This window comes from Agrococcus sp. GW821-FHT14H11 (assembly GCF_058803545.1).
The window spans coordinates 85,006-101,450 of sequence record NZ_JBXAPA010000009.1 but is presented as its reverse complement, the minus strand read 5'-3'; the positions used below and the strand labels follow the sequence as shown (position 1 = coordinate 101,450).

Below are 16,445 nucleotides of genomic sequence, written 5' to 3'. Positions count from 1 at the left end.
CCCAGCGGCGGCTCGAGGGCGCTGGCCCATCGCCAGGCGGAGGGCGCACTCGATTCCATTCGCTGCAAGCAGTTGTTCAGGAAGTAGCATCTCGGACAGGCACGCGCTATACGCCGGGTAGAAGAACGCGCTACCCTACCCATCGCGAACGACGCGAGCGCGACCTGCCACAACTCGATTGTCCCGGTCAGTGACAACACCGCCATGGCCGTCATCACGGCGGCGGTGAAGTCCGAGGCCCCATCCCTGTGGCCACTGTCGAAATCGCGATCGGACTGTCATCGAGGGCGAGTACTTGGAAGGCAATGACGATCGTCCACATACCCGTGCCGAAGGCGTCGATGGCGACGGCGGTGAACAGGAGCCGGTAGTCCGGTGTCACCAGAGGCCGGAGTGCGCGCATCCGATGGAGACTCCTCTCGATTACACCGGAACCTCGCCTTCGGCCATCACCGTGGGGCGTAGGTGGGGCCATTCGTTTACGTCTCGGAGCAGCTGCCGGTCGTGGGTCGAGAGCACGACGGCTGCCCGAGTTGCTGCGAGCGCCTCGGTGAGTTCGTCGACGAGCGCAATCGAGAGGTGGTTGGTGGGCTCGTCGAGGAGGAGGATGTGCGGGCGCGAGGCGAGTACGAGCGCGAGATCGAGGCGACGCTGCTGGCCCATCGAGAGCTCGCCAACGCGTTTGCTCGCCTCACGCGGGCGCAACAGGCCGAGCTGCGAGAGCCCGACGGTATCCGAGTCCTTCACGGCGCCGGCGGTGACGAGAGCGCCCAAATGCGTGGCGAAGACCTCGCTCGCCCGCCGGTTCATCGGCAGTGCCGTCTCCTGACGGAGGAAGCCCACTCTCGTGCCCTTCGGAATGCGCACGGACCCTGTGTCCGGCGCCAGTTCACCGGCGACGACACTCAGCAGAGTCGACTTTCCGGCGCCGTTCGGGCCGGTCACGACGAGCCTGTCACGGTGCGACAGTGTGAAAGATACGGGCCCGGTGAGCCGCCCGGCGACGCTGACCTGATCGACGCTCAGCAGGACGGCACCGGTTCGTGGGGACAGCTCGGGGAACCGGAAGAGCTGCGGAGGTTCCGGCACGGTCACCGTGTGTGCTTCGAGCGCCTCCTGCCGTCGATGCACGCTCTGCACGAGTCCGCCCGCGCGCGTTGCCCGCCCGTGCTTGTTCGTGCCCTTCTCCGGCCGCCATCCGGAGACGAGACGATTCTGCGCGGCGCTGAGGCTGTCCTTGAGCCTGGCGAGCTCGGCCTGTTGCTTGTCGTACTCCTGCTCCCAGCGCTCCCGTTCGGCCAGGCGACCCTCACGGTACCCGGCATAGCCGCCGCCGTACGTGCGCGGGCGGCCATCCGGCGTCGGATCAAGGTCGACGATCGTCTCGGCGACATCGGCGAGCAGAGCGCGGTCGTGACTGACGACGAGGACACCGCCGTTGCGGCCGCGCAGCTGTTCGCTGAGGAAGTCGAGCCCGCTGCGATCGAGGTGGTTTGTGGGCTCATCGAGCAGGAGAAAGTCGTCGTCGGCGCCCAGCAGGCACGCCAGACGCACCCGGTATCGCTGCCCGACGGAGAGGTCGCCGAGGAGCCTTGTCCTGTCGGTCTCCGCGTCGAGCGCTTCGAGCGCGACCTGCACGCGACGCTCGGCGTCCCACGCATCGAGTGCCTCGGCGAGCTCCAGCGCGGCGGCGTACTGCGCCGCCGCACCGTCCTCGCCGTCGGCAAGGGCGTCGGCAGCGTCATCGAAGGCTTTCAGCGCCGCGAGCGGCTCGGTGATCGCCTCCGCGACCGCCTGCCCGACTGTTCGGCTGTCGGCAGCGTCCATCTCCTGCTCGGCCACCCCGACGGTGCCGATGCGCTGGACCGTTCCGGAATCCGGCGCCAGGTCCCCCGCGAGCACGTGCAGGAGCGTCGACTTCCCCCGTCCGTTCTCTCCCACGATTGCCACACGCGAGGTGGGATTGAGGGTGAGGTCGACGTGGCTGAGAACGGGTGTGGCTCCGCGCATCAGGGAGATGTCGGAGGCGATGAGCTGGGCGCGGTGGCGCGCCGGATGACGGGTGATCAGGGTGAGCATTTCGAATCCTTCGAGACAGCGCACTGCGAGCGAGACGATAGGCAGCGACACGCGCGTACGCAATGACGGCGACCCCAAGCGGGGTCAGAACGAGCGGCCGCCGCTGGCTCGGAAGATACTCAACGAGCGCGGTAGGCCTGCCCAGCCGTCACAGGAAGTACAAATGCATGCGCTCATTCTAGCCCACGCATCGCAGCCCGTCCGGCGCGGGCGGGCTGCGATGCACTCGCTACGGTGACGCCAGCGACTGAACCCCTGAGAGGTGGGCGGTCAGCGCCTGTTCGCTGTGCTCTCGCCAGTAGGCGGCGAAGTCTCGGGCCTGATCTTGGGTCGCCGCGACCCCCTTGCTCCACCGGCTGGAAAGTTATCCTGAACACCCTGCCCATGACCTGCGGCGACCGCCTAGGAATCGACTCGGCCGAAGCACCACACACAGGAGCGGACAGACTCTACCCGTCCGCACGCGCCAGGAACGTGAGCGCGCGGACGGCTTGTCTCGGCACAACGCCATTGCCGAGGGCTGTGAGCTGCTGTGCATGGGTGAGCCCGAGAGCTTGGTTGGTGACCCATTCCTTGTTCAGTCCCATGAGCCACTCCACAAAGGTCGGTGCCGGACGTGGCCCGGCGTTTTCGTTCAAGATCGCCGGGGCTGGTGCGGGTCGTCCGGTGATGCGTTCCCATCGGGCGATTGCAGGGGCGTAGCGTCCCCAGCCTCGAAGAAGTCCTCGATCAGCGCGAACGTCGCCTCCGGCGTCGCCTCCCGGCCGCGTTTGGCGACGAGGTCGATCACTTGGTGGCTCAGTGTGATGGTGCCACTGCGCGCCCTTACGCAATCCAAGCTCTCCCCGCCTCGTGCCGCGTCGGATGCGAGTGGGGTGCGGAAGAGTGCGGTGGGCGAGGATGAAGATGCGGAAGCGACGATGGGGTGCGCCGATTGCGGAAGCGGGTAGGCCGATCCATCTCGCGTCGTACCGGAGGTCGGCCAGGTCTCCGAGTACGGCGCCAAGTGCCCGTAAAGGTCGGGTTGACTGGTCTCCCACATCCCACGGGTCTGGTTCCAGGTTGCGAACGGTTGCGTTGCCGGGGGTTGCGGTTTTGGGGTTGCGTCGCTCATCGTCGTCTCTTTCCGGGCTCGGGCGAATCGCGGGCGCGGAGAGCAGCCCGCGGACGTTCTCGACAACGACCCATTCGGGTTGCAATGCCTCGATCGCCGTGGCCATGTGCGCCCACAGGCCGGAGCGAGTGCCGGGCGCAAGCCCGGCCATCTTTCCGACCGTCGATACGTCCTGGCAGGGGAACCCGCCGCATAGCACATCGACAGGCTCGACGGTGCTCCAGTCGATGGCGGTGATGTCGCCGAGGTTCGGGGCGTCGGGCCAGTGGTGGGCGAAGACGCGGGCGACGGGCTCGTTGATTTCGGAGAACCAGACGGTGCGGGCGTCGAAGACCTCCTCGACGGCGAGGTCGAGGCCGCCATAGCCGGAGAACAGCGATCCGACCCGCAGGCGGTCGTCGTCGCTGATGTTGCTTGGCTGGCGCATGAGGATTCCGGGAGATCGGTGATCCCCGGCCGAAGATCTTCCTGAGTCTCCTGACCGGGCTGGTCACCTACCAAGTGCACAACCCGCTTCCCTAGGACGACCACATGGAGTCGCCCCTGCTCCGCTGTCGCCTCGTTTGCCGTCCTCGTCTCAGAGCCACCACGCGTCTTGCAGATCGAGGTCGACAACGATCCTGAACTCGTCAGATCTGACCTCCCTGGCCCTCACCCGATTGCCGTCTTGCGACCTGGACCGCAAAGGCCGGGAACTCGCCATCGTGGCTTAACCGACGCTGAACCGGTCTTGACTACACTTTCCGATATGGGTATATGATGGGAAAATGGCACGCGCAGCGACCACATCGGACGTCTTCAACGCGATCGCCGAGGCGCAGCGCCGCGACATCCTGATGCTCTTGCGAGCGGGTGAACGGCCGGCGGGCGACGTAGCCCAGGAGTTGGGGATGACCCAGCCGGGCGCATCCAAACACCTGCGGGTGCTCCGGGAGGTCGGTCTGGTGCAGGACCGCAAAGCAGGCAAGCGGCGGCTGTACGGGCTGGATGCCCACGGGCTGCGCACGGTCCACGAGTGGACCGGCGGGTTCGAGCAGTTCTGGAACGAGAGCTTCGACCGACTGGACGCGTACGTGCAGGAACTCAAGCAGGAAGGCAAGAGGAGCAGCTCATGAGCGAGACAGGACGAGGAACGTCCCCGCAGTCTGCGGCCGGCGACCGTGAGATCGTGATCTCTCGGATCATCGATGCCCCACCCGAGGTGGTGTTCGAGGCGTTCACCGAGGTGCGGCATCTGTCGCGGTGGTGGGGGCCTGTGGGGTTCACCACCACCACGAGGGCGTTCGAGTTCCGCGTCGGCGGCGAGTGGGACTTCATGATGCACGGACCAGACGGGACGGACTACCCCGAGTGGATCACCTGGACCGAGCTCACCCCGCCGGAGCGGATCGAGTTTCTGCACGGTGAGCACCGCGACGACCCGAACGCCTTCGAGTCGGTCCTCTCGTTCGTCGCTGAGGGGGCGGCGACCCGGATCGAGATGCGCACCGTGTTCCCCACCCCACAGGCGCGCGACGAGGCGGTCGAGAAGTACCATGCGATCGAGGGCGGGCAGCAGACCCTGAGCAACCTCGCCGCCTACGTCACCGAGACCCTTCGGAACGGAGCTGAGCGCTGATGGCCGGAAAAGTGTTCGTCAGCGTGTCGATGTCGCTGGACGGGTTCATCGCGCCCGAGTCCCTCTCGGAGCTGATGGGGCAGCAATGGATGGAGCTACAGGCGTGGATGTTCCCACTGCGGTTCATCCGGGAGAACCTGAAGCTCGGCGAGGGCGGCGAGGAGGGGCCCGACAACGACATCGCGCGGGAGACGTTCGAGCGCACCGGTGCGAGCATCATGGGCAAGCGCATGTTCGACGCCGGCGAGCAGATGTGGCCGGAGGAGGCGCCGTTCCACACGCCGGTGTTCGTCGTCACACACAAACAGCGTGACCCCTGGGAACGCCCGGGTGGCACCACGTTCCACTTCGTCACCGACGGCATCGAGTGGGCGCTCGATCAGGCGCGCGAGGCCGCCGGAGATCGTGACGTCCGCATCGCTGGCGGCGGCGAGACGATCGTGGAGTACCTGAACGCCCGCCTGGTCGACGAGCTCCACGTCGCCCTGTCACCAGTGTTGTTCGGCTCAGGGATCCGACTGTTCGACGGCGTCGACGCCACCCGTGTGGCCCTCGAGCTACATCGTGCGGAACCAACCGATCGGGTCACCCACCTGAACTACACCGTTCGTAGACGATAGCAACCGTCGGGACATTCGCCCCACTCGAATACGACCCTGCACTGGTGGCCGCGAGATTCGTTCTTCGAATCTGGTGCGACAGACCGCCTCCGCTCACCTGTCTGGTGAGCGGAGGCGGTTGGTCGGTTGACGGTTTCGATGCGCGTGATGAGCGCGGGCGATGGGTACAAGTACCTGCTGCGCACGGTCGCGGCCGGCGATGGCGACCGGTCGCTCTCGACGCCGTTGACGCGCTACTACGCGGAGGAGGGAAGCCCGCCCGGTCGCTGGCTCGGCTCCGGCGTCGCCGCGCTCGGCGGTGGGCGGATCGCGGTGGGCGATCAGGTTTCGCAAGCCCACCTCCAGCTCCTCGTCGGCATGGGCCGCGACCCGATCACCGGCGCCCCGCTGGGGCGCGCGTACCCGGAGTACCGCAGCGCCGCAGAGCGGGTCGCCGCCCGCGTCGCCGACCTCGACACCGACATGGGGCCGGCGGCGATGGCCGAGGCGGTCGCCGGGATCGAGGCCGAGGAGACCGGGCGCGGCACGCGCCGGGCGGTTGCGGGCTACGACTTCACCTTCTCGATCCCGAAGTCCGCGTCGGTGCTCTGGGCGGTCGCGGACGCCGGGACGCAGGCGCTCATCGCGGACGCGCACCATGCGGCGGTTGCGGAGGTGGTTGCGTTCATGGAACGGGAGGTTGCAGCCACCCGCACCGGCGCAACCGGACGCAACGGCGCGGTTGCGCAGGTCGACGTGCGCGGGCTCATCGCCACCGCGTTCGACCACTACGACAGCCGGGCGGGGGACCCGCACCTGCACACGCACGTGGTCGTGTCGAACAAGACGCAGACCGTCCTCGACGGCAAGTGGCGGTCCCTCGACGGCCGGCCGATGCATGCCGCGACGGTCGCCCTGTCCGAGCTGCACGAGGCCGTGTTCGCCGACCACCTCACCCGCGCGTTCGGCGTCGAGTGGGAGGCCCGCGACATGGGCCGGGACCGGAACCCGTCGTGGGCGATCGCCGCCGTGCCGGAGGAGCTGGTGGCCGAGTTCTCATCCCGCTCCCGGCACATCGACGCGGAGAAGAACCGGCTCATCGCCGAGTACGTGGCCCGGCATGGGCGGCAGCCCTCGACGGCGACGATCATCAAGCTCCGCGCCCGGGCCACTCTGAGCACGCGGCCGGAGAAGGAGGTCCGCTCGCTCGCGGACATCACCGCCGACTGGCGGCGGCGCGCCGGCCGGCTGCTCGGGACCGATGCGACCGCGTGGGCGCGTATCGTCACCGCGAACGACGCATCGCTGCTTCTGCGCGCCGACGACGTGCCCCTGGATGTGATCGCAGGTCTCGGGAATAGCGTCGTGGAGGCGGTCGGCGAGAAGCGGTCCACTTGGCGCCGCTGGAACCTGACCGCCGAGGCGGCCCGGCAGACGATGGGCTACAGGTTCGCCACCATCCACGACCGCGAGGCGGTCGTCGGGCTCGTCGTGGATGCCGCCGAGGCCGGGTCGCTGCGCCTCACGCCACCCGAGCTCGCGTCCGCCCCGGCCGCGTTCCAGCGGCGAGACGGGACCAGCGTGTTCCGGCCCCGCCACTCGACGGTGTTCTCCTCCGAGATCCTGCTGGCGGCCGAAGACCGCCTCCTCGAGCGCGCCCGCACCACCACTGGCCCGATCGTGCCGTTGGCGACCGTGGAGAGGCTCACGGGCAAACCCGACCCCGAGGGCCGGGTCCTCGGCGACGACCAGGCCGGCGCCCTCGCCTCGGTCGCCGTCTCCGGCCGTGTGGTCGACGTGCTCGTGGGGCCGGCCGGCGCCGGCAAGACCACGGCCATGTCGGCGCTGCGGCGGGCGTGGGAGGCCGAGCACGGCCGCGGCTCCGTCGTCGGGCTGGCACCCTCGGCGGTCGCGGCGCAGGTCCTCGCCGATGACCTCGGCATCAAGACCGAGAACACCGCGAAGTGGTGGGACACCCACCAGCGCACCGGGGCCATGTTCCGCACGGGCCAGCTCGTCATCGTCGATGAGGCGTCCCTGGCCGGCTCCCTGTCCTTGGACCGAATCACCGGGCTTGCCGCCGAGGCCGGGGCGAAGGTCTTGTTGGTGGGCGACCACGCGCAACTCCAGTCCCCGGCCGCGTCGGGGGCGTTCGCGATGCTCGTGCACGACCGCGACGACGCCCCCGAGCTGGTCGACATCCACCGCCTCGTCAATGAGTGGGAGAAGGCCGCCTCCCTCGGGCTCCGGCACGGCCGCACCGAGGCGATCGACGCCTATCTGGAGCACGGTCGCGTCGCCGAGGGTGAGACGGAGGCGATGATCGACGCCGCTTACCGCGCCTGGCGCACCGACACCCTCGCCGGTAAGGCGGCTGTGCTGGTCGCGGATTCCAACGAATCGGTGCTCGCGCTGAACGAGCGGGTCAGAGCAGACCTGATCCTCGACGGCACCGTGGACGCGCGCCGTGAGGTCGAGCTGCGCGACGGCACGAGAGCCGCGGCCGGGGATACCGTCGTCACCCGCCACAACGACCGCCGCCTGCGCGCCGGGAGGGGCTGGGTCCGCAACGGCAACAGGTGGACGGTCACCGAGGTCCGCGACGACGGCTCCCTCATCCTCCGCCGCGCCGGCCGGACGTGGGGCGCCTCGGTCGTACTCCCCGCCGGCTACGCGGCCGAGCACGTCGACCTCGGCTACGCGGTTACCGCCTACCGGGCGCAGGGCATCACGGTCGAGACCGCGCACGTCCTCGCCGACGCGAGCACGACGCGGGAGAACTTCTACGTCGCCATGACCCGCGGCGCCGACGCCAACACCGCCTACGTCGCCGTCGACCGACCCGACGCCGCACACGACGGCCCCCGCAGCAGCGACGCGACCGGACGGAGCGTGCTCGCCGGCATCCTCCAGCACGTCGGCGCCGAGCTCTCCGCCCACGAGACGATCACCGCCGAGCAGGACGCATGGGGGTCGATCGCCCAGCTCGCCGCCGAGTACGAGACGCTGGCCGCCGCAGCACAGCACGACCGCTGGGAACTCCTCATCCGAGCCTCCGGCCTCACCGACGACGAAGCAGACGACGCGATCGCCTCACCGGCATTCGGCGCTCTCACCGCCGAGCTCCGCAGGGCCGAGGCGAACCAGCACGACGTCGAGACCCTGCTGCCTAGAGTCGTCCGCGCACGCGGCTTCGGCGACGCCGACGACATCGCCGCCGTCCTCCATTACCGCCTCGCGAGGGCCACCGCCCGGCCCGCCGGGTCGGGGCGCACGCGCAAGGCGCCCCGCCTGATCGCCGGCCTGATCCCCGAGGCGGCCGGCGCGATGAACGGCGACATGCGGCAGGCGCTCACCGAGCGACGCGACCTCATCGAAGCCCGTGCCACCGCGCTTCTCGACATGGCACTGAGCGACGGACAGAGCTGGGCCGCAGGGCTCGGCGCGCCGCCGAACGACGCGCGGGCCACAGCGGCCTGGCGAAGGCACCTGCGCACGGTCGCCGCGTACCGCGACCGCTACGACGTCACCGACTTGTCGCCGCTCGGCGCACCGGCCGCGAGCGACGTGCAGAAGCTCGACGCGGCCCGCGCGCGGGCCGCGCTCGACCGCGCACAGCGCGTTGCCCACGCGGATCGACCCGAGCAGGAGCGCGCCGGGCGCATCGGAACAGAGCGAGTCGGACGGTCGCTGTAGTGGCAGACGCGATCGGTCAGTCCCGGCTGCGAGATGGAGCCAGATCGCCAGCGCGGATGGGCAATGCCCGCGTCGCATGGAGCGCACCGCTGGGGCTCCCAGATAGCGATGACGCGACTTCCGCGCACCGCCTGCCACCATGGCGACATGGATCTCGACGCTGTGCACGCGCTGCCGATGGCAGACCAGATGACGTACCTGCGCGGACGGATTCTTGAAGCGGCGTTGAGCATGGAGGCTGTCGCGCGCTATCTCCATGTGAGGCTGGGCGGTGGCTCCGACTTTGAGGCGGCCCTTCACACTCCTCAGCAGTTCCAAGTGCTGATCGCAGAATGCGCTGAGCACGCTGCGCAATGCGAGCGATTCAGCGACCGGACCCGGCCTCTCGCGATGGACACGATCACCGACGCAGCCACGCTTTACGAACGAAGAAATCGTTTCGTGCACGACGCTCTCCGACTCAACCTCGCCTCAGAGCAGCAATGGGAGCGATCCAAGCTATGGCGCCCGAAGAGTGAGATTGGCGAACCGCTGCCGGAGCCCGAGCCGGTGTCCGCTGAAGAGATGGTCGGCCTGGTCTTTGATCTCATCCGGACGACATGGCGACTTCGGGGTGCGCTCTGGTGCTTGATCAGTCCGTCGCAGGAAGCCTCTCCGTACCTCACCCATGCATTCGAGCCACAGTGGGACGGCTCGTTCCTTCCTGTGAGCGGCGCCTCACATGAACCGACCCGCGCGGAGGGACAGTGACGGACCGCGACCCTTCTCCTTGCAGGCGGGAGCGCACCTCTTACGGATGTCGTGGGAGCGTCGTACCCTTGTCGTGAGGCAGCGTTCCATTTAGCGCAGGTCCTTCGGGACAGTCCCTTCGGGGCCACTCATCATGATCTGCCTCCTCGACGGAGAGACACGTCTGATGAGAGGCCCGGCCATGCTTCGACTGCTCTGGGTGCTGAGCGTCCGCATCCGCTACTTCCTGCGGCGCTACATGCCCACCAACATCCTGCTGGACCTGATCCGCACGCGCCGCGGCCTGAAGTGGGGCATCCCCGCGATGCTCCTCGCCGCGCCGTACCTGCTGGCCGCGAGCGTCTTCACGACCCTGGCGGCGGATGGTCGCATCGGCTGGCTCAACCTCCTAGTGCTGCTGTGCATATGGAACGCGATGAAGTTCCTTGTCATGGGACCTGTCAGCTTCGTCCTCCTGACCCGCCTCCGCATCCAGGAGGCCGCTCGGAGCCGTCATGCACGTCGACTGAACGAGACGAAGGAGTTCCACGCCATGTAGCCAGCAAGGAGAGGCGTACTCGTGGGCCATCATTGCTGCTGTGGGCATGGCAAAGCGGATGATGATGGAGCAGGACGAGCAGGGGTGGAGCTACACCGACAAGTTCGTCTGCACGGCGTGTGTCGACGACTACGCCCTCGAGGACGCCATCGTCTCCGTCGAGTCCACCGATGAAACCTGCAGCTTCTGCGCTCGGTCTCCAGCGGCCTCTCTGGACGTCCTTATGGATGTCTTCGTAGCCGGGCTGCGCAACGAATACAACGATGCGGACGCCGAGTTCGTGCCATACGAAACCAAGGAGGGCGGATACCAGTTCTTCGCTGGACCCGGCCTGGACTCATGGGATCTCGTCGGCCGGTTCGAGGACGTCCTCCTCGGCGAGGGCCTCGTCGACGAAGTACGCAACTCCATCCACGACACCACATGGGTCGAACGGGACTACGTGTGGCGACGACGCGACGATGTCCTTCGCGACGCATGGAGCGCCTTCAGCGAATCGGTGAAGTACCGCACCCGCTACGTGATCTGGCTGGTCGATGACGTCGATGAACAGGAGCTGCGCGGCTATGGCGAAGTGCCGCCCGGCAAGATCATTCACGACATCGGGCAGCTTCTCGAACAGCTGGGAATGGTTCGCGTGCTGCCTGCGGCATCGGCCGTCTGGCGAGCGCAAACGCACGAAGGCTCTGTCCTGCAGCCTGCCGCGTCAGCCGGTCGACTCGGTACCGGGAAGCGCGAGCACGCGAAGCAGCCGAACCGCATGAGTCCCGCCGGCATTCCGATGTTCTACGGAGCCATGGACCTCGACACGGCGATCGTCGAGGTCGCCGTCCATGCCGCAGCGGACAGAGACCATGTCACGGTCGGCCGGTTCTCGCTGAGCAGCGACGTCACTGTGGTCGATTTCACAGCCCTGCCGACCACTCCGTCGGTCTTCGACCCGCGGCTGGGGCGCTTTCGTCGCGAGATCACTTTCCTGCACGAGTTCGTGAAGACGCTCAGCATTCCGGTCGCCCCTGGCGATGAGGCCATCGACTACGTCCCCACGCAAGTGCTCACCGAGTACTTCCTCCGAGTCTTCAAACCGGCCGAGAACCAGGACGTGATCGGACTCGTCTATCCGTCGGCGCCGCGTCCGGGAGGTGTGTCGCTCGTCCTCGACATCTCAAACGAGCGCTGCTTCGACGACTCCGCTACCGTCCCCCATCACCCGTCGCTCGTCCTCGACGCCGCGACCGTCTCGACATTTGCACTCCCGCGATAGACCCCACCCCTCGAACCGCGCCTCGCGCATTCCTCCCGAGGGCTACTCGACACCCCTCCGGGGGCGGGAGCGATGTCCGCGGCTCTCGGTAACCTTGGGTCAGCGGGGTCGTCGTTCGGCCTTGAGCCGGCCCACTGCCAGCCTCAATCGTCGTAGACGAGCGCGTCACGGATGAAAGAGGTGATCGAGCGTGACCGACGTGGTTCCGGACACCATCAACGTTCAACCGCACCCGCGGCTGCTCAGCGTCCTCGGCGACATCGAGTTCGCGCCGTGGCAGTGCATCGCGGAACTGGTCGACAACTCCTTCGACGAGTTCCTCCGCAACCCTCCGGAAGACGACGCGCCGACGGTCTGGGTGACGCTCCCGGCGCGGAGCAGCACACCTAAGGACGGCGAGGTCTGGGTCAAGGACAACGGCCCCGGAATGACCCTCGACCAGCTCAACAACGCGTTACGCGCCGGATGGACGAGCAACGATCGGTTCGGACAGCTCGGGCTCTTCGGCGTGGGCTTCAACATCGCCACTGCCCGCCTGGGACAGGTCGCTGTCGTCCGCACCGCCCGCGCGGAAGACCCGTACTGGACCGTCGTCACGATCGACCTCAAAGCGCTCGCCGCAGGCACCGACTTCAAGTTGCCCGTCGTCACCGAGCCCAAGAGCACGGGCGGCGAGCACGGCACCGAGATCGTCATCCGCAATCTCAAGCAGGAGCATCACCAGACGGTCAGTCGAGGACAGTCGAAGATCAAGCAGATCCTCGGAGACATCTACAGCTACCTTCTCTCGACCCAGGGCTTCCAGCTGATCGTCGACGGCGAGCTCGTGAAGCCGCGGCTGCCCTGCGTCTGGGACAAGAGCCGCTTCGTCGTCCGCAGCAATGAGCGCATCCCGGCGATCTTCGACATCGACGAGCAACTGCCCGATCGCCGCGTGTGTCTGGATTGCGGCGAATGGCAGGACCTTGGCGAATCCATCTGCGAATACTGCGAAAGCACCCGGGTTGAGGTGCGCGTGCGACGCATCTGGGGATGGGTCGGCATCCAGCGATACATCCATTCCTCGGACTTCGGGATCGACTTCATCCGTAACGGCCGCAAAATCCTCGTCCGAAATCGGAACCTGTTCAACTGGGACGACCCCGACGACCCGACCGGAAGCAGTGAGGTCGAGTACCCGATCGAGTTCCCTCGGGGGCTCGGTCGTATCGTCGGAGAGGTCCACATCGACCATGTCCGGGTGAACTACCAGAAAAACGCCTTCGAGTACGACACCCCCGAGTGGAAGCGTGTCGTCCGCGTCCTTCGCGGAGATGGTCCGCTGCGCCCCAAGATCGGACAGCGGCTCGGCTACGGCCCCAACTCCTCGCCACTCGCGCAGCTCTTCACCGGCTACCGGACCAACGAGCCCGGACTCAAGGACTTGATTCCGGGAAACGGCAAGGTCGCCCTTCACGAACTCGCCCGCGAATGGGCGGACAACTTCCGTAAGGGAGAGCTCGACTTCCAGACCGACGAGAAGTGGTACCAGGCTGCGGCCCAGCATCTGGAACTCAAGGAAGCCGCGACGCAACCGCCTGTCTCCGACCCGGAGCCCGGAGACGGCGGCGACATCCTCACGGCCAAAGGGCTGCTTCCGACCAGTCCTGTCACGCCCCCGGCAGCCCCGTCACCTTCGACCCTCGTCGAGAGCGAGGACGACCGCCGCGCGAAGTGGCGCGTCGGCGCGTCGTCAGTTCCCGACCTCGACGCGAGCTTCGGGCTCCCAGGCCACGGCGCACCCTTGCAAGTACAGGCCTGGCTCGTTCGGGGACATCGGATCACCCGCCCCAATGAGACCAGCCCTGTTCCCGTGTACGTCGCCTCCGGCAAGGGAGCCCAGGTCGAGGTCTTCATAGACTCTGAGCACCCGATTTTCGTCGACTTCGGCGTCGACACCCGCGACCTCGTCGTGATCGAGCTGGCCGACTTCTTGCGCGTGCGCGACAGCTCCAGCCGCGCCATCTCGGCGATCTTCGCCGACCTCAAGGACAAGTGCCTGCCCGATCACCGCATCGCCGGCCCCTTCCTCACCGACCTGGCCAGGAGGACCCTGAATCGAATTCGCGAGGCCATGCAGCCGGTCGTGGCGGGCAACGCCGCCGGCTACTGGAGCCTGCTCTCCGCAGACGACCAGGCCGCCGCCGAACGACTGTTCGCCGTCGAAGGAGGCTCTGCGAGCTGGGAGGACGTGATCGCATCTGGAGAATGGGTCGGATACGTGCCCGGAGCCGCGCTCGTGCATCTGGTCGAACAACGCCCGGAGGCGTTCCTCGACGGCAGAGTGTTCCGTAGTTCCTACCAGCCTCTCGGCAACGCTGCAGCCAAGCGTGCCTCTGCCGACCGCATCGTCGATCTTCTGGGCGACGTCGCGACGCTTTCCGACGTCCCGGCTCGCCGTAGCCCCGAGGAGCTCCAGCGCGGCCGCCTCGCCTGTCTGCTGCTGTCCCAGGAGATTGCCGAGCCCACCGCGGAGGAGGCCGCATGACCTCCTTCCTGGCGCCGCGACGGCTATTGGAAGGCGGTCCCGATCGATTCACCCGTCAGGTTGAGCGGCTCATGGGGCTACTCGGGTTCCGGGACGTGGTGAACATCGACGGTCCCGGAGACCATGGCGGCGACCTGCTCGGTACCTTCAACGGCCAGCTCTGGGTCCTGCAGTCCAAATGGAAGAACAAGGGAGCGGTCGACCGCTCCGGCGTCGACGAAGTGTCGACGGCGTTCGAGCACTATGGCGCGAGCAAGGCCGTCGTCGTCACCAACACCAAGCCCTCATCGGACGCTGAACAGCGGGCCACCGAGCTGCTCCGGCTCGGGCGCACGATCAACTTCTGGACCGGGCAAGACCTCCAACAGCTCTTCGACGCCGCCCCAGAGCACACGCCGATCGTCCTGCGCGACTACCAGGACGCCGCCGTCTCCGCGCTCTGGTCCGACCTTCAAACGCGCCGCCGCGCCTTGCTGATTCTCGCGACCGGACTCGGCAAGACGGTGGTCGGCGGCGAGATCGTGGGGCGCTACCTGCGGGAGAACCCGGACCAGGACGTCCTCGTCGTCGCCCATACGAAGGAACTCGTCAACCAGCTCGAACGGGCGTTGTGGCGACACCTGCCCAAGCGCGTACCGACGCAGGTCTTGACGGGGGAAGACCGGCCAGGTTCGCTTTCCGGTGTTACCTGCGCCACCACGGCCAGCGCGCTCGGCGCCGTGCTACGCGGCTGGAAGCCGGGCCTCGTGATGATCGACGAGACCCACCACGTCGGCGCGGATGGCCAGTACGATCGGCTCCTGGACGAGTTGAAGGACAGCCTCCAGTTCGGGGTCACCGCCACCCCATGGCGTGGGGACAAGTACGACATCGAGAACCGTTTCGGCGTAGCAAGTTTCAAGCTCGGCATCGAAGACGGCATGCGGCGTGGCTATCTCGCCACGGTCGACTACCGGCTGTTCGTGGACAACATCGACTGGGATGTCGTGCGCGAGGCAAGCCTCAACAACTACTCAATCAAGGAACTCAACTCGCGGCTGTTCCTGACGCAGCGTGACGAGGCCGTCATCGACGCGCTCAAGGAGGCCTGGAACGCAACCGTCTCGCCGCGTGCGATCGTCTTCTGCCAGACCATCGAACATGCCGAACGCATGGAGCAACTCCTTCGGCGACTCCCGGAGTGGACCAACGCGGCGGCCCTCCACGCCGGCATGTACAAGCGCGACCGTCAGCAGCGGCTTCTTGACTTTCGCGCCGGGCGCATACCGATCCTCGCCGCTGTCGACATCTTGAACGAGGGCGTGGACGTCCCCGACGTGAATATTCTCGCTTTCGCGCGCGTCACGCACAGTCGACGCATCTTCGTCCAGCAGCTCGGCCGCGGCCTACGCCTGCGCGAGGGAAAGGAGAGTGTTCTCGCGCTCGACTTCGTCTCTGACATCCGACGCGTCGCGGCGCTGCTGAACATGCGCCGCCAGCTCGAAGTCAGCGACATCGAAGTTCTCCCTACCGTGCCTCAGCCGAGCATCCAGTTCAACGATCTGCGCGCCGAGAGCCTCTTGGAGCAATGGATACTCGACGCGGCCGACCTGGAGACCGCCAATGACGAGGCGCGGCTCCAGTTCCTCGACCCGGACGTCCTGCCGGCATGACGCGGGACACCCTGGTACCGCAGGCCCAGCTCGTCAACGTAGTCACCGCCCTCTACGAAGACGCGCAGACCAAGAACTGGACCCACCTTCCGCCGCGTGACCGCAGCCAGGCGTACAGCGCCTGGGTCGATGACGCCCGGGTCGGCGGCATCCTCACGAAATACATGACCCCCGAGGCCGCACGCGCATGGATCAAAGACGGGCCTATGAAGGAATACGCCCGTGCCCTGCGCGGGATGGGCCGCTATGCCAGATTCGGCAAGTCTGGAGGTACGACGGCACAGGACATCATTAGAACCGCGCTCGGTGCCGGATGGACGCTCGTCGAAGGAACTAGCGGAATCAAGCCGTTCCACGCTCACGCCGCCGATCAGAACGGCGCTCTGGCGTATCTCGCATGGGACGAGGCGAGGAACTTCAAGAACCTTGTCTGGGCGGCGCTTCGGGCGAGCGTTGATCTCGGCATTCCTGGTCATGTCGTGGTCACCGAGCCGCCGGGAACCGTTACCGCACGGGACGTTGCCGACGGGCACACCGCCATCGCAAGCCGCTGCGGGCTCAGTGTCCACTACGTCCGCGAACAGCTCGGAAGTGCACGATGAATGGCC

Annotated in this window: 12 protein-coding genes; 10 read left to right on the top strand and 2 right to left on the bottom strand. The window is 67.2% G+C overall.

Features of this window, described 5'->3' with window-relative positions; all coding sequences use genetic code 11:
• Positions 1 to 423 precede the first annotated feature (423 nt).
• Together AC1RNL_RS11210 and AC1RNL_RS11205 are read right to left on the bottom strand one after the other, a co-directional pair.
• Complete coding sequence (locus AC1RNL_RS11210) at positions 424 to 2,079, bottom strand: ABC-F family ATP-binding cassette domain-containing protein (protein ID WP_492935267.1); 1,656 nt, start codon at positions 2,077 to 2,079, stop codon at positions 424 to 426.
• A 449-nt stretch (positions 2,080 to 2,528) separates the two neighbouring features.
• Positions 2,529 to 3,620 (bottom strand): DNA cytosine methyltransferase, encoded by a 1,092-nt coding sequence (locus AC1RNL_RS11205; protein ID WP_492935266.1) that lies wholly within the window; start codon positions 3,618 to 3,620, stop codon positions 2,529 to 2,531.
• A gap of 340 nt (positions 3,621 to 3,960) precedes the next feature.
• Between AC1RNL_RS11205 and AC1RNL_RS11200 the strand changes: the two genes are divergently transcribed.
• The 10 genes from AC1RNL_RS11200 to AC1RNL_RS11155 all read left to right on the top strand — a co-directional run bounded on the left by AC1RNL_RS11200 (position 3,961) and on the right by AC1RNL_RS11155 (position 16,439).
• Entirely contained in the window at positions 3,961 to 4,308 is a 348-nt protein-coding gene (locus tag AC1RNL_RS11200) for an ArsR/SmtB family transcription factor (RefSeq protein WP_492935265.1), read from the top strand.
• Positions 4,305 to 4,811 (top strand): SRPBCC family protein, encoded by a 507-nt coding sequence (locus tag AC1RNL_RS11195; RefSeq protein ID WP_492935264.1) that lies wholly within the window; start codon positions 4,305 to 4,307, stop codon positions 4,809 to 4,811. Before AC1RNL_RS11200 ends, AC1RNL_RS11195 begins: the two co-directional genes overlap by 4 nt.
• A complete protein-coding gene (locus tag AC1RNL_RS11190) occupies positions 4,811 to 5,431 on the top strand; it encodes a dihydrofolate reductase family protein (RefSeq protein ID WP_492935263.1) in 621 nt (206 codons plus the stop codon). Before AC1RNL_RS11195 ends, AC1RNL_RS11190 begins: the two co-directional genes overlap by 1 nt.
• Before the next feature lie 138 nt (positions 5,432 to 5,569).
• A complete protein-coding gene (gene mobF / locus AC1RNL_RS11185; RefSeq protein WP_492935262.1) occupies positions 5,570 to 9,106 on the top strand; it encodes a MobF family relaxase in 3,537 nt (1,178 codons plus the stop codon).
• A 147-nt stretch (positions 9,107 to 9,253) separates the two neighbouring features.
• Positions 9,254 to 9,856 carry a hypothetical protein gene (locus AC1RNL_RS11180; RefSeq protein ID WP_492935261.1) on the top strand — a complete coding sequence of 201 codons (603 nt, stop codon included), beginning with the start codon at positions 9,254 to 9,256 and terminating at the stop codon, positions 9,854 to 9,856.
• Between the two features lie 181 nt (positions 9,857 to 10,037).
• Positions 10,038 to 10,394 carry a sulfate permease gene (locus AC1RNL_RS11175; RefSeq protein ID WP_492935260.1) on the top strand — a complete coding sequence of 119 codons (357 nt, stop codon included), beginning with the start codon at positions 10,038 to 10,040 and terminating at the stop codon, positions 10,392 to 10,394.
• Positions 10,395 to 10,440: 46 nt separating this feature from the next.
• Positions 10,441 to 11,658 carry a HEPN-associated N-terminal domain-containing protein gene (locus AC1RNL_RS11170; protein WP_492935259.1) on the top strand — a complete coding sequence of 406 codons (1,218 nt, stop codon included), beginning with the start codon at positions 10,441 to 10,443 and terminating at the stop codon, positions 11,656 to 11,658.
• A gap of 190 nt (positions 11,659 to 11,848) precedes the next feature.
• A complete protein-coding gene (locus AC1RNL_RS11165; protein WP_492935258.1) occupies positions 11,849 to 14,185 on the top strand; it encodes an ATP-binding protein in 2,337 nt (778 codons plus the stop codon).
• Entirely contained in the window at positions 14,182 to 15,837 is a 1,656-nt protein-coding gene (locus tag AC1RNL_RS11160) for a DEAD/DEAH box helicase family protein (protein WP_492935257.1), read from the top strand. The genes AC1RNL_RS11165 and AC1RNL_RS11160 overlap by 4 nt, the downstream gene beginning before the upstream one ends.
• Complete coding sequence (locus AC1RNL_RS11155) at positions 15,834 to 16,439, top strand: hypothetical protein (RefSeq protein ID WP_492935256.1); 606 nt, start codon at positions 15,834 to 15,836, stop codon at positions 16,437 to 16,439. Before AC1RNL_RS11160 ends, AC1RNL_RS11155 begins: the two co-directional genes overlap by 4 nt.
• The last annotated feature ends 6 nt before the right edge of the window (positions 16,440 to 16,445 follow it).

Bases quoted from the DNA above. Each gene is read 5' to 3' on its own strand.
- AC1RNL_RS11190 (WP_492935263.1), top strand. From the start codon at position 4,811: ATGGCCGGAAAAGTGTTCGTCAGCGTGTCGATGTCGCTGGACGGGTTC.
- AC1RNL_RS11175 (WP_492935260.1), top strand. From the start codon at position 10,038: ATGCTTCGACTGCTCTGGGTGCTGAGCGTCCGCATCCGCTACTTCCTG.
- AC1RNL_RS11180 (WP_492935261.1), top strand. From the start codon at position 9,254: ATGGATCTCGACGCTGTGCACGCGCTGCCGATGGCAGACCAGATGACG.
- mobF (WP_492935262.1), top strand. From the start codon at position 5,570: ATGCGCGTGATGAGCGCGGGCGATGGGTACAAGTACCTGCTGCGCACG.
- AC1RNL_RS11210 (WP_492935267.1), bottom strand. From the start codon at position 2,079: ATGCTCACCCTGATCACCCGTCATCCGGCGCGCCACCGCGCCCAGCTC.
- AC1RNL_RS11170 (WP_492935259.1), top strand. From the start codon at position 10,441: ATGGCAAAGCGGATGATGATGGAGCAGGACGAGCAGGGGTGGAGCTAC.
- AC1RNL_RS11205 (WP_492935266.1), bottom strand. From the start codon at position 3,620: ATGCGCCAGCCAAGCAACATCAGCGACGACGACCGCCTGCGGGTCGGA.
- AC1RNL_RS11160 (WP_492935257.1), top strand. From the start codon at position 14,182: ATGACCTCCTTCCTGGCGCCGCGACGGCTATTGGAAGGCGGTCCCGAT.
- AC1RNL_RS11200 (WP_492935265.1), top strand. From the start codon at position 3,961: ATGGCACGCGCAGCGACCACATCGGACGTCTTCAACGCGATCGCCGAG.
- AC1RNL_RS11155 (WP_492935256.1), top strand. From the start codon at position 15,834: ATGACGCGGGACACCCTGGTACCGCAGGCCCAGCTCGTCAACGTAGTC.
- AC1RNL_RS11195 (WP_492935264.1), top strand. From the start codon at position 4,305: ATGAGCGAGACAGGACGAGGAACGTCCCCGCAGTCTGCGGCCGGCGAC.